At 71.5% G+C, this 12,748-nt stretch carries 9 protein-coding genes and 3 tRNA genes; 9 read left to right on the forward strand and 3 right to left on the reverse strand.

Annotated features, from left to right (window positions below; translation table 11 throughout):
- Positions 1 to 187 precede the first annotated feature (187 nt).
- Positions 188 to 1,762: a citramalate synthase gene (gene cimA / locus BJ981_RS17640; protein ID WP_184612419.1), complete on the forward strand. Its 1,575-nt coding sequence runs from the start codon at positions 188 to 190 to the stop codon at positions 1,760 to 1,762.
- Between the two features lie 221 nt (positions 1,763 to 1,983).
- Positions 1,984 to 2,982, forward strand: coding sequence for a TerC/Alx family metal homeostasis membrane protein (locus BJ981_RS17645; protein ID WP_184612420.1), 999 nt, complete (start codon positions 1,984 to 1,986; stop codon positions 2,980 to 2,982).
- Here the strand turns inward: BJ981_RS17645 and BJ981_RS17650 are convergent.
- Complete coding sequence (locus tag BJ981_RS17650; RefSeq protein ID WP_239139207.1) at positions 2,979 to 4,649, reverse strand: heparinase II/III domain-containing protein; 1,671 nt, start codon at positions 4,647 to 4,649, stop codon at positions 2,979 to 2,981. The two genes, BJ981_RS17645 and BJ981_RS17650, sit on opposite strands and share 4 nt — an antisense overlap.
- Before the next feature lie 202 nt (positions 4,650 to 4,851).
- On the opposite strand from BJ981_RS17650, the gene BJ981_RS17655 reads away from it, so the two are divergent.
- A complete protein-coding gene (locus BJ981_RS17655) occupies positions 4,852 to 5,817 on the forward strand; it encodes a helix-turn-helix transcriptional regulator (protein WP_184612421.1) in 966 nt (321 codons plus the stop codon).
- Positions 5,818 to 5,905: 88 nt separating this feature from the next.
- Positions 5,906 to 7,015: a winged helix DNA-binding domain-containing protein gene (locus BJ981_RS17660; RefSeq protein WP_184612422.1), complete on the forward strand. Its 1,110-nt coding sequence runs from the start codon at positions 5,906 to 5,908 to the stop codon at positions 7,013 to 7,015.
- 63 nt (positions 7,016 to 7,078) lie between these two features.
- On the opposite strand, the gene BJ981_RS17665 is transcribed toward BJ981_RS17660, so the two are convergent.
- Positions 7,079 to 7,453: an antibiotic biosynthesis monooxygenase family protein gene (locus tag BJ981_RS17665; RefSeq protein WP_184612423.1), complete on the reverse strand. Its 375-nt coding sequence runs from the start codon at positions 7,451 to 7,453 to the stop codon at positions 7,079 to 7,081.
- Between the two features lie 198 nt (positions 7,454 to 7,651).
- Between BJ981_RS17665 and BJ981_RS17670 the strand changes: the two genes are divergently transcribed.
- Positions 7,652 to 8,428 carry a fumarylacetoacetate hydrolase family protein gene (locus BJ981_RS17670; RefSeq protein WP_184612424.1) on the forward strand — a complete coding sequence of 259 codons (777 nt, stop codon included), beginning with the start codon at positions 7,652 to 7,654 and terminating at the stop codon, positions 8,426 to 8,428.
- Position 8,429: 1 nt separating this feature from the next.
- Positions 8,430 to 9,824 (forward strand): glutamate--tRNA ligase, encoded by a 1,395-nt coding sequence (gene gltX / locus BJ981_RS17675; protein WP_260325098.1) that lies wholly within the window; start codon positions 8,430 to 8,432, stop codon positions 9,822 to 9,824.
- 50 nt (positions 9,825 to 9,874) lie between these two features.
- Here gltX and BJ981_RS17680 read toward each other — a convergent pair whose 3' ends face one another.
- The gene (locus BJ981_RS17680; RefSeq protein WP_184612425.1) at positions 9,875 to 11,869 is read right to left on the reverse strand and encodes a M3 family metallopeptidase; all 1,995 of its coding nucleotides are present in this window, start codon (positions 11,867 to 11,869) and stop codon (positions 9,875 to 9,877) included.
- 313 nt (positions 11,870 to 12,182) lie between these two features.
- Here BJ981_RS17680 and BJ981_RS17685 point away from each other — a divergent pair.
- The 3 genes from BJ981_RS17685 to BJ981_RS17695 all read left to right on the forward strand — a co-directional run bounded on the left by BJ981_RS17685 (position 12,183) and on the right by BJ981_RS17695 (position 12,666).
- Positions 12,183 to 12,254 (forward strand) — tRNA-Gln (locus BJ981_RS17685).
- Positions 12,255 to 12,480: 226 nt separating this feature from the next.
- Positions 12,481 to 12,556, forward strand: a tRNA-Glu gene (locus BJ981_RS17690).
- 37 nt (positions 12,557 to 12,593) lie between these two features.
- Positions 12,594 to 12,666 (forward strand) — tRNA-Glu (locus BJ981_RS17695).
- The last annotated feature ends 82 nt before the right edge of the window (positions 12,667 to 12,748 follow it).

Here is a 12,748-nt window from a genome sequence, read left to right on the forward strand (position 1 = left end):
TGGCAGACTGCGAGGCACCATGTTCTACGGTCTGCTCATTATCGGCAGGCGCGCCGGCTGACATACAGGGACTTCGCCGGCGCGCAGACCTCTCACGTCCGTGAGGGGTCTTTTTGTTTGGGTCCAGACCTCCCCGCCCCAGGGTCCGCGCGCGGCGAACGATCGCATCCGCGAAGGAGACGAAATCATGGCCGACGACCGATTCCACGTCTACGACACGACGCTGCGCGACGGCGCGCAACAAGAGGGGCTGTCCCTGACCGTCACGGACAAGCTCGCCATCGCCCGTCAGCTCGACGATCTCGGCGTCGGCTTCATCGAGGGAGGCTGGCCCGGGGCCAACCCCAAGGACACCGAATTCTTCCGGCGGGCTCGAACAGAGCTCGGCCTGAAGCACGCGCAGCTCGCCGCGTTCGGCGCGACCCGCCGGGCAGGAGTGAAGGCCGCCGACGACCCATTGGTGGCCGCGCTGCGCGAATCCGGCGCGCCGGTCGTGACCCTTGTCGCCAAGAGTCACGACCGGCACGTGGAGCTGGCCCTCCGCACGACTCTCCAGGAGAACCTCGCGATGATCCGCGACACGGTCTCTCACCTTCGTGCGGAGGGACAGCGAGTCTTCCTCGACGCCGAGCACTTCTTCGACGGATACAAGTCCAACCCAGCGTACGCGCTGGAGGTCCTGCGCACCGCCGCCGAGGCGGGCGCCTCGGTGGTCGCCCTGTGCGACACCAACGGCGGCATGCTGCCCGACGAGCTGGCCGAGGTCGTCCACGAGGCGGTGAGCACGGGCGCCCGGGTCGGCATCCACTGCCACGACGACACCGGCTGCGCGGTGGCCAACTCGCTGGCCGCCGTCAAGGCGGGCGCCACCCACGTCCAGGGGTGCGCCAACGGGTACGGCGAGCGCTCCGGCAACGCCAACTTGTTCACGGTCGTGGCGAACCTCCAGCTCAAGCGCGGGTTCGACCTGGTGCCCGAGCAGTCGCTCGCCGAGATGACCCGCATCGCGCACGCGATCAGCGAGGTGACCAACGTCACCCCGAACTCCCACCAGCCCTACGTCGGCGTCTCGGCGTTCGCGCACAAGGCCGGCCTGCACGCCAGCGCGATCAAGGTGGACCCGAACCTGTACCAGCACATCGACCCGGGCCAGGTCGGCAACGACATGCGCATGCTCGTCTCGGACATGGCGGGCCGGGCGTCGGTCGAGCTGAAGGGCAAGGCGCTCGGCTACGACCTCACCGGCCAGCAGTCCCGCGAGCTGGTCGAGCGGGTCAAGGAGCTGGAGGCCCGGGGCCACACCTTCGAGGCCGCCGACGCCTCCTTCGAGCTGCTGCTGCGCGACACGGTCACCGGCGAGCGCAGGCGGCACTTCAGCGTCGAGTCCTGGCGCGTGATCGTCGAACGGCGGCCAGGCGGCGACGTGGTGAGCGAGGCCACGGTCAAGCTGCACGCCAAGGGCGAGCGCATCGTCGCGACCGGCGAGGGCAACGGCCCCGTCAACGCCCTGGACCGCGCCGTGCGGCTGGCGCTGGAGAAGCTCTACCCCGAGCTGGCCGAGGTCGAGCTGATCGACTTCAAGGTCCGCATCCTGGAGGGCACCCACGGCACCGACGCCGTCACGCGCGTGCTCATCGCCTCCAGCGACGCGGCGGGCGAGTGGGCCACGGTCGGCGTGGACGAGAACATCATCGAGGCGTCCTGGCAGGCGCTGGAGCAGGCGGTGACGTTCGGCCTGCTCAGGGCGGGCCACACCCTCTGACGCGCGGCGGCGCATGCCGGGGATCGGGCCGGCCGGCCCGGTCCGCGGCGGTCCCGGGGTAGAGGGCGCGGGCCGAGTGATCTAACGTGGAGGCAACACGAGGGGAGTACTTCCCAAGTGCCGATCCCGGTCAGTACGGACCTGCGAGAGGGTCCCCGGGCGGCCGCCCGCGTGCGCCGGGTGAAGGAGACCTCGAACGACTTGGCGTTCGAGGAGGTTCCATGCCCGGTACGACGGCTCTGTTCGCCGCCGGTCCGGAAACGGTCGGCTCGCCCCGCATGTGGGCGATCACCGTGGCGGTCCTGGCGGTGCTGCTCCTGCTCGACTTCCTGGTGACCCGGCGCCCGCACGAGGTGCGGATGCGCGAGGCGGTCGGCTGGTCGGTCTTCTACCTGGCCCTGCCGCTGACGTTCGGCATCTTCCTGTGGGCGTGGTTCGGATCCACCGCGGCCGTGGAGTTCTTCACCGGCTACGTGGTGGAGAAGTCCCTGTCGGTGGACAACCTGTTCGTGTTCATGCTCCTGCTGGCGGCCTTCGCGGTCCCGGCGGCGCTGGCCCAGCGCGTGCTGCTGTACGGCATCGTCGGCGCGCTGCTGCTGCGCGCCGTCTTCATCGCGCTCGGCGCGGCGGCGCTGCGCAGCGGCACCTGGGCCTTCCTGCTGTTCGGCGCGATCCTCGTCGTGACCGCCGTGAAGGTCTTCAGGAGCGCGCTGCGCGGCCATGAGCAGGAGACGGACGTCTCCGCCATGCGCTCCACCCGGCTGCTGCGCCGCGTCATGCCGGTCACCGACGACTACCGGGGGTCGCGGCTCGTCGTGCGGGAGGGCGGCCGGTACGCGCTGACCCCGCTGGCGCTCGCCGTCGTGGCCGTGTTCGCCACGGACATCGTCTTCGCCGTCGACTCGGTGCCGGCGGTCTACGGCGTGACCGAGGATCCCTTCATCGTCTTCACCACCAACGCCTTCGCCCTGCTCGGCCTGCGCGCGCTGTACTTCGTGCTGCGGGGGGCCCTCACCAGGCTCCGGCACCTCAACCACGGGCTGGCCCTGATCCTCGCCTTCATCGGGATCAAGCTCGTCCTGCACTGGGCGCACGGCGTCTGGCCCCAGGTCCCCGAGATCCCCACCCTCGCCTCGCTCGGGGTCATCGTCGTGGTCCTGGTCACGGTCACGCTGACCAGCCTGCGCGCCGACCAGCGTGACCGTCTCCGTGGCTCCTAGGACAGGTTGCCGGCCGCGGCGCGGAACGAGACCGCGCCGCCGGAGGTGGAGACCTTGACGTGGGTGCCCGAGCAGGTGACCTCGGGGTCGCCGGCGCCGGGGACGACGACGGTGAGCAGCGAGGTCGCGGGCGGGGACACGATCACCGTGGCGGGCACCCGCTTCATGTAGGACGGGGAGATCCAGCCCTGGTAGGGGTTCGTCCGGCCGCGCGCCAGCGTCTGGCCGGACACCGGGGCGCACGACGGCATCGCGAGCTGCACGACCGTGGCCTTCCAGCCCGTCTTGTCCTTCACCACCACGCGCCCGCCGCCCGTGGACACCGGGGTCAGCGCGGGGTCCAGGTGCCAGTAGCCGCGCGCCCGCGTGCCCGCGGGGACGGTGTCGAGCACGGCCAGCAGGTCGTCGCCGTGGTTGACCAGCACGGTCCTCTTGCGGCTCACGCCGTAGGCCTTGTCGGTCAGCGTGTAGGACTGCCGCTCCTTGCCGACGGACGAGCGGACCAGCGCGGTCGGCGTGCGCCCGCGGAACGGCCTGCCCTCGACCACCGGCACGTTGTGCGCCTCGGGGGACATCGTCCAGTAGCGGTACGCCGTGTTCTCGTAGGAGTGGAACCCGGCCTCCACCAGCACGTCGCGGCCCTGCGCGTAGTAGGTGACGCCCATGTGGTCCTCGTGGCCGTGGAACTTCAGGGCGGGGCCGAAGCGGATCGAGTAGTAGGCCGACGCCGGGTCGTCCCACGCCGTGCGGCCGAAGACGTACCCGGCCTTGAAGATCTGCACGGTCTTGGACGGGCGCGCGTAGCCCGACGGCCTGACGTCCGCGCCGCCGTCGCCGATCGGGGTCATGAACCCGCTGGGCTCGGTGGCGTGCGAGATGTAGCCCTGAAGGGAGTCCCAGCGCTTCTCGATCTCGGCGGGCACCTGGCGGCCGCAGTCCTTGATGGCCTCCATGCCCACCTTGAGGCGTTCGTGGACGTAGATGCCGTACCGGGGCGCCTGCTCCTGGAGCGCGCCCTGGGAGTCGATGTCGAGCTTCACCGACCCGGTCATGCGGCGCACCGCGAGGTCGGCCCACTCCTTGTGGCCGGTGCGGCAGCCGATGCGCAGCAGGGCGATGTCCTGGTCCAGGCCGTGGTTGTGGCCCTTCTGGTACAGGGCGGGGTCGGCCAGCACCCGGGCGTGGTCGACGAGGCTGCCGGTGAGCCAGGACGCCTTGACGTGCTTGCTCAGGCAGACCAGCACGGGGGCGCGCAGCGCGACGGGGTGCTCGTCCCAGGCGTAGGCGCTGGCGCCCCGGCCGCCGCGCGGGTTGCTCTCGACCCAGCTCTTGATCAGCTCGGTGGCGCGGTCGAGGTAGGCCTGCTCGCCGGAGGTCTCGTAGTCGGCGACCAGCCTGCCCACCCAGCGCAGCGAGGCGAAGACCATGTCCCAGGAGCGGTTCTTGTAGGGGCTCCACTTCCAGTTGATCCTCTCGCCGATCTTCACGGGCGGGAGGTCGAGGAACTGCACCTCGCCCGACATGACCTGGGTGGAGGTCGGGGTGGAGGGCAGCCAGTCGCCCTGGCATTCCGCCGTGCGCCTGGCCTGGGCCGTGCGGGTGTCCAGGGTTCCGGCGCCGGCCGGGGCGGCCTGCGAGAGGGCGGCGCCGGCCAGGAGGAGCGTCAAGAGAGTACCGGCAGCTCGAATGCGGCGGCGCACGCCGATTTCCTTCCGTGACCAGGGGTGGGGGGCGGATCATGCTTGCCGAATCACACCAGACCGGTCAAGAGGCCCGCATCACAACAGTCACATTGTTAACAAACCGGGTCATCTACGCCCGGGGGATAGCGGTCACATTCGGACCGCAATGTGCGGCAGGCTTGAGGGCATGGCCAACACGAGCTCGCGCACGCTGCGGCTGCTGTCCCTGCTCCAGACCCACCGCTACTGGCCGGGCTCCGAGCTCGCCGACCGGCTCGGCGTCTCGGTCCGCACGCTGCGCCGCGACGTGGACCGGCTGCGTGAGCTCGGCTATCCCGTCGAGGCCCACCGCGGGGTGGACGGCGGCTACCAGCTCGCCCCCGGCGCCGCGCTGCCCCCGCTGCTGGTGGACGACGAGGAGGCCGTGGCGCTGGCCGTCGGCCTGCGCCTGGCCGCGCAGGGGGCGATCGCGGGCATCGAGGAGTCCTCCGTGCGCGCGCTGACCAAGGTCGTGCAGGTCATGCCGCCCCGCCTGCGCAACCGCATCGAGGCCCTGCGCGCGGCCACGCTGCCCACCGTATGGGGCGCGGGCCCGACCGTCGACGCGGGGACGCTCACCACCGTGGCCCAGGCGTGCCGGGACGAGGAGCGCCTGCGCTTCACCTACACCGCGCGGGCGGGCGAGGCGAGCGAACGGCACGTCGAGCCGCACCGGCTGGTCCCGCTCGGCCGCCGCTGGTACCTCGTGGCCTACGACCTCACCCGGCACGACTGGCGCAGCTTCCGCCTCGACCGGCTGAGCGACCCGCGCGGCACGCGGGACCGCTTCCGCCCGCGCGAGCTGCCCGCCGAGGACGCCGCCGCGTTCGTCCGCGCGGGCATCGACACGCTGACCACCCAGCACTCCGTCGAGATCATCGTGCACGCGCCCGTTGAGACGGTCCGCAAGCGCCTCGGCTGGTGGGCGACGGTCGAACCCCTGGACCCGGAGCGCTGCCGTCTGCGGATGAGCGTGGACAGCATGGACTGGCCGGTGTTCGCGCTCGGCGCCACCGGGGCGGACTTCGAGGTCGTCCACCCGCCCGAACTGTCCGACCGGCTCCGCGAATGGGGCACCCGCTTCCTGCGGTCCACGGGCGCGGCGGGCACGTGATCCCTCCTGCGATCCGGACGGATTCTGTCCTCTATCGCCGCTAGCGTCGGACGTGTCGAAGCAACCCCCTGAGGAGGAAGCGCCGGTCATGAGCGAAAGATCCGCGGTCTCCCTGCGCACGCTGAACCGGACGCTGCTGGAGCGCCAGCACCTGCTGCGCCGCAGCACGGGCACGGCCCTGGACGTCGTCCGGCACCTGGGCCCGGTGCAGGGACAGGAGCACAACGCGCCGTACATCGGCCTGTGGACGCGGATCGCGGGCTTCCGTCACGACGACCTCGCCGCCCTGCTGCACGACCGGAGCGTGGTGCGCGGCACCTTGATCCGCATGACCCAGCACCTGGCCGCCGCGGAGGACTACCTGCGGCTGCGCCCGCTGATCCAGCCCGCGCTGACCCGCATGGCCTTCCAGGGCACCGGCGCCGAGGTGGCCGGCCTCGGCGCCGCCAAGATCGCCGAGGTGGCGGCGGAGCTGCTCGGCGACCGTACGATGCGCCGGCCCGAGCTCGGCCGCCTGCTCGCCGAACGGTTCCCCGGGTACGGGACCGCCGCGCTGACCCGGACCGCGCACTGCCTCGTCGCGCAGATCCACCCGCCGCCCAGCGGCCTGTGGGGCGGCTGGGCCGGGCGCGGGGCCGTCCCGTGCGCGCTCGCCGAGCGGTGGATCGGCCGTCCCCTGGAGGAGCCGCGCCCCGAGGCGCCCGAGGAGATGGTCCTGCGCTACCTGGCCGCGTTCGGCCCGGCCACGGTGAAGGACGTCCAGCTCTGGTCCGGCGTCACCCGCCTGCGCGAGGTGGTCGAACGGCTCCGCCTCGGCCTGCGCGTCCTGCGCGGCGAGCGGGGCGGCGAGCTGTTCGACCTCCCGGACGCCGTGCTCGCCGACCCGGAGGTCCCCGCGCCGCCGCGCTTCCTGCCCGCCTACGACAACGTCCTCATCGGCCACGCCGACCGGACGCGGATCATCGCCGACGAGCACCGCCCGGCCGTGATGGCCGGCCGGGCGCTGGTGCTGCCCACGTTCCTGCTCGACGGCTTCGTCCGGGGCACGTGGGAGGTGGACGGCCGCTCGCTGAGGATCAGCCCCTTCGCGCCGCTGCGGGACGCCGAGGCCGCGGAGCTGCTCGCCGAGGCCGAACGTCTGCTGGACTTCGTCGCGCCCGCCGCCGAGCGCGCCGCGTGGACCACCGCGCTCGGCTGAGCCTTTCGGCCCGGGACCGCGGCGGTGGCCCGGCCCCGCCGGGCGCCGCGGGCGTCGTGGTGTTCAGGCGTCCTTGCGGCCGGCGGACTGGACGACCTCGAACGTCCACAGCTCCGACCCGGTCGCCGCGGGACCGCCGTGCCCGTGCCCCTGTCCGTGCCCCTGTCCGTGGCCGTGGCCCTGGGCGGCGGCGTCGGCGGCGGCTCGGGCGTGGCCGGCCTGGAAGGCCTCGCTTCGCTGCCAGGCCTCGAAGTCCTCCTCGCTGCGCCAGCGGGTGTAGACGAGGTACCTGTCGGTGCCCTCGACCGGCCGCAGCAGCTCGAACCACTCGAACCCGTCCGACGACTCGACCATCCCGGCGCGGTCGCCGAACCTGCTCTCCAGGGCCGCGCGCATCTCGGCCGGCACGGACAGAACGTTGATCTTCACAACCGACATGGCCACTCCCTCGTCAGACGGATCTCCCGGGACGGCACGCCGAGGCGGGCCGTCCACTGAGGCCCACCCTATGATCCGGCCCTCCCGCCCCTCGGCCCGCCGGGTCACGGCACGCCAGGACGGTCCGCCGGCCGGTGGCCGATGCGGCGCGCGGCGGCGGTGTGCGTGCCGGTTTCGCGGCGGCACTAGCCTTGTGGGGTGCGTATCGCAAGGTTCTCCACAGGTGAGGGCGTCGCGTTCGGCGTGGTCGAAGGCGCCCAGGGCGAAGAGTTCGTCTCCAGGATCGACGGGCATCCGTTCGCGGCGATCCAGTTCACCGGCGAGCGGTACCCGCTCCAAGAGGTGCGTCTGGTCACGCCGATGCTGCCCAGCAAGGTCATCGCGGTCGGAAAGAACTACGCCGGGCACATCCGCGAGATGGGCGGCGAGGCGCCGGTCGAGCCGCTGATCTTCGGCAAGCCCTCCACCTCGGTGATCGGGCACGGCGAGGCCATCGCCTACCCGCACAAGCTCACCGAGCACGTCGACTACGAGGGCGAGCTGGCCGTGGTGATCGGCCGCCTCTGCCGCGAGGTCCCCGTCGAGCGCGCCCACGAGGTGATCTTCGGTTACACCTGCGCGAACGACGTGACCGCCCGCGACCTCCAGCGGAGGGACGGGCAGTGGACCCGCGCCAAGGGGTTCGACACCTTCTGCCCCCTCGGCCCATGGATCCAGACCGAGCTCGACCCCGCGGACCTGGCCATCACGACCACGGTCAACGGCGAGCTCAAGCAGAGCGGGCGCACGTCCGAGCTGCTCCACGACATCCCGACGCTCATCGCCTACATCACCGACGTCATGACGCTGATCCCCGGCGACGTCATCCTCACCGGCACCCCCGCGGGCGTCGGCCCGCTGGAGGACGGCGACGAGGTGAGCGTGGGCATCGAGGGCATCGGCACTCTCACCAACCGGGTGGTTCCGCGTGACTGATCTGCAGGGCTCGGCCGAGCCCACGCTCCGGGTGCGATTCGCGCCCTCCCCGACCGGCATGTTCCACGTCGGCGGCGCCCGCTCGGCGCTGTTCAACTGGGCCCTCGCCGAACAGTCGGGCGGCCGGTTCGTGCTGCGCGTCGAGGACACCGACGCCGCGCGCAACCGGCCCGAGTGGACCGAGGGCATCATCTCCGCCCTCGCCTGGATCGGCATCGGCGGCGAGTCCCCGTACTTCGAGGGCCCCTACTTCCAGTCCGCCTACGAGGAGCAGCACCGCGCGGCCGTCGCCAAGCTCGTCGCCGACGGCAAGGCGTACTTCTGCACCTGCACCCGCGACGACGTCAAGGCCCGCACCGGCTCCGAGCACCAGGGCTACGACGGCTTCTGCCGCACCCGCGGGCTCACCGAGGGCGCGGTGCGCTTCCGCACCCCCGACGAGGGCGTGACCGTGGTCGACGACCTGGTCAGGGGCCGGGTGGAGTTCCCCAACAAGGCCATGGAGGACTTCGTCGTCGCCCGCGGCGACGGCTCGCCGCTGTTCGTGCTCGCCAACGTCGTGGACGACATCGAGATGCGCATCACGCACGTCGTCCGGGCCGAGGAGCACCTGTCGAACACCCCCAAGCAGCAGCTCCTCTGGGACGCCCTCGGCGTCGCGCCGCCCGTCTGGGCGCACATCCCGGTGATCGTCAACGAGAAGCGGCAGAAGCTGTCCAAGCGCCGCGACAAGGTCGCGCTGGAGTCCTACCGCGACGAGGGCTACCTCGCCGAGGCCATGGTCAACTACCTGATGCTGCTCGGCTGGGGCCCCGGCGACGACCGCGAGATCATGCCGTGGTCGGAGATGGTGCCGCTGTTCAAGCTCTCGGACGTCAACCCGTCGCCGGCCTTCTTCGACGAGAAGAAGCTCCGCGCGTTCAACGGCGAGTACATCCGGGCGCTGCCGCTTGAGGTGTTCGTCCGGCGCTGCGAGCCGTTCCTGGACCCGAGCTGGGGCCGTGAGACCTTCGCCAAGGTCGCCGCGCTGGCCCAGACCCGCATCTCGGTCCTGTCGGAGATCACGGCCAACGTCGACTTCCTGTTCCTGGACGAGCCCGTCTTCGACCCGGCGAGCTGGGCCAAGGCCATGAAGGCGGGCGCCCGCGAGATCCTCTCGGGCTACCTGGCGCGGCTGGAGACGGTCTCGTTCGACCCCGAGTCGCTGAAGACCGCGCTGGAGGAGGTCGGCCTGGAGCAGGGCCTCAAGCTGGGCAAGGCCCAGGCGCCGGTCCGCGTGGCCGTCACCGGGCGCACGGTGGGCCTTCCCCTGTTCGAGTCGATCGAGGTCCTCGGCCGGGAGCGGACCCTGGACCGCCTGCGCGCCGCCCTGGCCCGCCTGGACGCCGAGGCGTAGTCACCGCGTACGAGGGGCGGCCCGGAGCCCTCCGGGCCGCCTTCGCCGTCTCAGAGCAGGCCGCGGCGCTCCAGCAGCGGCTCGATGCGCGGGTCACGGCCGCGGAAGGCGCGAAAGCCCGTCATCGGGTCCACGCTGCCGCCCCGCGACAGCAGCTCGCGGCGGAACGTGTCGCCGTTCTCGCGGGTGAGGCCGCCGTTCTCCTTGAACCACTCGACGGTGTCGGCGTCCAGGACCTCGCTCCAGATGTAGGAGTAGTAGCCGGCGCTGTAGCCGCCCGCCCAGATGTGGGCGAAGTAGGTGCTGCGGTAGCGCGGCGGCACCAGCGGCAGGTCCACGCCGGCGTTCCGCAGGGCCTGGCGCTCGAACTCCAGCGTGTCGGCCGGCTCCTCCTCGAAGGTGTGCCACGCCCAGTCCAGCAGCGTGGCCGCGAGGTACTCCACGGTCGCGTACCCCTGGTTGAACTTCTGCGCCTCCAGCATCCGGTCCACCAGGTCCTGCGGCATGGGCTCGCCGGTCTCGTGGTGGCGGGCGTAGTTCGCCAGGACCTCGGGCCACACCGCCCACATCTCGTTGACCTGCGAGGGGTACTCCACGAAGTCCCGGGGCACCGCCGTGCCGGAGAAGTACGGGAAGCCGACGTCGGAGAACAGCCCGTGCAGGGCGTGCCCGAACTCGTGGAACATCGTGTTGACCTGGTCCCAGGTCATCAGCGTGGGCTCCCCGGCCGGGGGCTTGGTGATGTTGAGGTTGTTCACCACGACCGGCCGGGTGCCCTCCAGGGCGGACTGCTTGACCAGGCTGTTCATCCACGCGCCGCCGCGCTTGGAGGCGCGGGCGTAGAAGTCGCCGAGGAACAGGCCGAGCGGCGAGCCGTCCTCGTCGAACACCTCGAAGACGCGGACGTCGGGGTGGTAGCCGACCAGGTCGGTCCGCTCGGTGAAGTCCAGCCCGTACAGCTTGTGCGCCGCGTGGAAGACGCCGTCGCGCAGCACCCGGTCCAGCTCGAAGTACGGCCGCATCGCACGGCTGTCGACCGCGTAGCGGGCCTCGCGCACCTTCTCGGCGTAGAACGACCAGTCCCACGGCTCCAGGTCGAACCCGGCCTCCTCGCGGAGCTGCTCGGCCTCCCTGTGGGCGTTGGCCACCGCGGCGGGCGTCATCTTGGCCAGCGTCTCGGTGACGGCGCGGGTGCTCGGCGCCGTCTGGTCGGCCACGACGTACTCGGCGTGGTTGCCGTAGCCGAGCAGCCGCGCCCGCTCGGCCCGCAGCCGGGCCATGCGGATCACCAGGTCGGGGTTGTCCCGCACGCCCCGCTCGACGGACGCGCGGTGGATGCGCTCGCGCAGCTCGCGGTCGGTCAGCTCGGTCAGCGGCGGCTGGGCGGTGGGCAGGCCCAGCGTGATCACGTACTTGCCGTCCAGCCCCCGCGACCTGGCGGTCTCCGCCGCCGCCTTGATCGCGTCCTCGGACAGGCCGTCCAGGCGCGCCGCGTCGTCCACGACCACCGCCGAGGCGTTGGTGTCGGCGAGCAGGTTCTGCTCGAACGTGGTCGACAACGTGGAGAGCTCCTCGTTGAGGCTCCTGAGCCGCTGCTGGTCCTCGGGGCCGAGCTCCGCGCCCGCCCGGACGAAGTCCGTGACGTAGCGCTCCAGCAGCCAGGCGCGCTCGGCGTCCAGTCCCTCGGCGGGGACGGCCTTCAGCCGGGCGAACAGGCGCGTGTTCAGGTGGATGGCGTCGCTGTGCTGGGTGAGCTTCGGCGTGATCTCCTTCTGGATGGCCTGGATGCCCGGGGTGGTGTCCGAGGACGCCTGGTTGAAGAAGACGGTGGTGACGCGGCTCAGCAGCCTCCCGGACCGTTCGAGCGCCTCCACCGTGTTCTCGAAGGTCGGAGCGTCGGCGCCGTCCGCGATCGCCTCGACCTCCGCGAGCTGCTCGGCCATGCCGCGTTCGAAGGCGGGCGCGTAGTGTTCCTCGCGGATCTCGGCGAAGGGTGGCAACCGGTACGGCAGGGCACTCTGGACGAAGAACGGGTTTTCGGTCAACGCACCTGCTCCCTCACGTGGCAAAAGTTCTCCCCTGAAGAGTTACACAGGTGGCGCACCCCCTGGAACTCCGCATCCGGTCCTCGCCCGCGCCCTCCGGCGCGCGGCGCGCCCGCCGGCCGTGGCCTGCCGGGCCCTCGGAGCCCCGATCTCGGGCCGGCGCGGCCCGCGCGGGGACGGTCCCGGGGCCCGTGAGCGGGGGCTCACCAGGAGGAATCCGCCGGGTCGGCAATCGTTTTGGTCTTGGCCCGCAAGCTGGGCTATTCTTTCGGAGTCGCCAGCGAGGCCCGCTCCACCAGGGGCCCGCGAGCAATGGGGTATGGGGTAATTGGCAGCCCGGCTGATTCTGGTTCAGCTAGTCTAGGTTCGAGTCCTGGTACCCCAGCAGGCATTTCGTCAACGCCCATGTCTTCTCCAAGACATGGGCGTTTTCGCTGTCCGGGCCCGCGTGGGCGAAATTTCGGTGACACCCGTCGATCTCCGTTTGGGGTGAGGCCGGGCTGGGGAACCGGTTTGGTCGTGCTCTCGCGGGTGCGGTAGAGTAACGCCCGTTGCCGAGGCGTCCGCAGGGGCGCCTCAGTCGGTTCGGTCCTCCGGCCGGCACGCAGTGAGGTCCCGTCGTCTAGTGGCCTAGGACGCCGCCCTCTCAAGGCGGTAACGCCGGTTCGAATCCGGTCGGGACTACCACACTGCGCCGCCGCCCGGTTCTCCGCGCCGAGCTCCCGGCTCCGTCGTCTAGTGGCCTAGGACGCCGCCCTCTCAAGGCGGTAGCGCCGGTTCGAATCCGGTCGGGGCTACAGTCGGGAAAACCCTCGGAAGGTCCGCCTTCCGAGGGTTGTTTCATGTCCGGGCGAGGAAGCCGCCGCGCGGGCGGCGCGG

The organism is Sphaerisporangium krabiense (assembly GCF_014200435.1).
Lineage (GTDB): Bacteria > Actinomycetota > Actinomycetes > Streptosporangiales > Streptosporangiaceae > Sphaerisporangium > Sphaerisporangium krabiense.

What these genes read in the sequence shown, in the direction of transcription:
- BJ981_RS17665 (WP_184612423.1), bottom strand. Translation starts at nt 7,453, where the DNA reads ATGTCGGTTGTGAAGATCAACGTTCTGTCCGTGCCGGCCGAGATGCGC.
- BJ981_RS17660 (WP_184612422.1), top strand. Translation starts at nt 5,906, where the DNA reads ATGAGCGAAAGATCCGCGGTCTCCCTGCGCACGCTGAACCGGACGCTG.
- BJ981_RS17655 (WP_184612421.1), top strand. Translation starts at nt 4,852, where the DNA reads ATGGCCAACACGAGCTCGCGCACGCTGCGGCTGCTGTCCCTGCTCCAG.
- BJ981_RS17645 (WP_184612420.1), top strand. Translation starts at nt 1,984, where the DNA reads ATGCCCGGTACGACGGCTCTGTTCGCCGCCGGTCCGGAAACGGTCGGC.
- cimA (WP_184612419.1), top strand. Translation starts at nt 188, where the DNA reads ATGGCCGACGACCGATTCCACGTCTACGACACGACGCTGCGCGACGGC.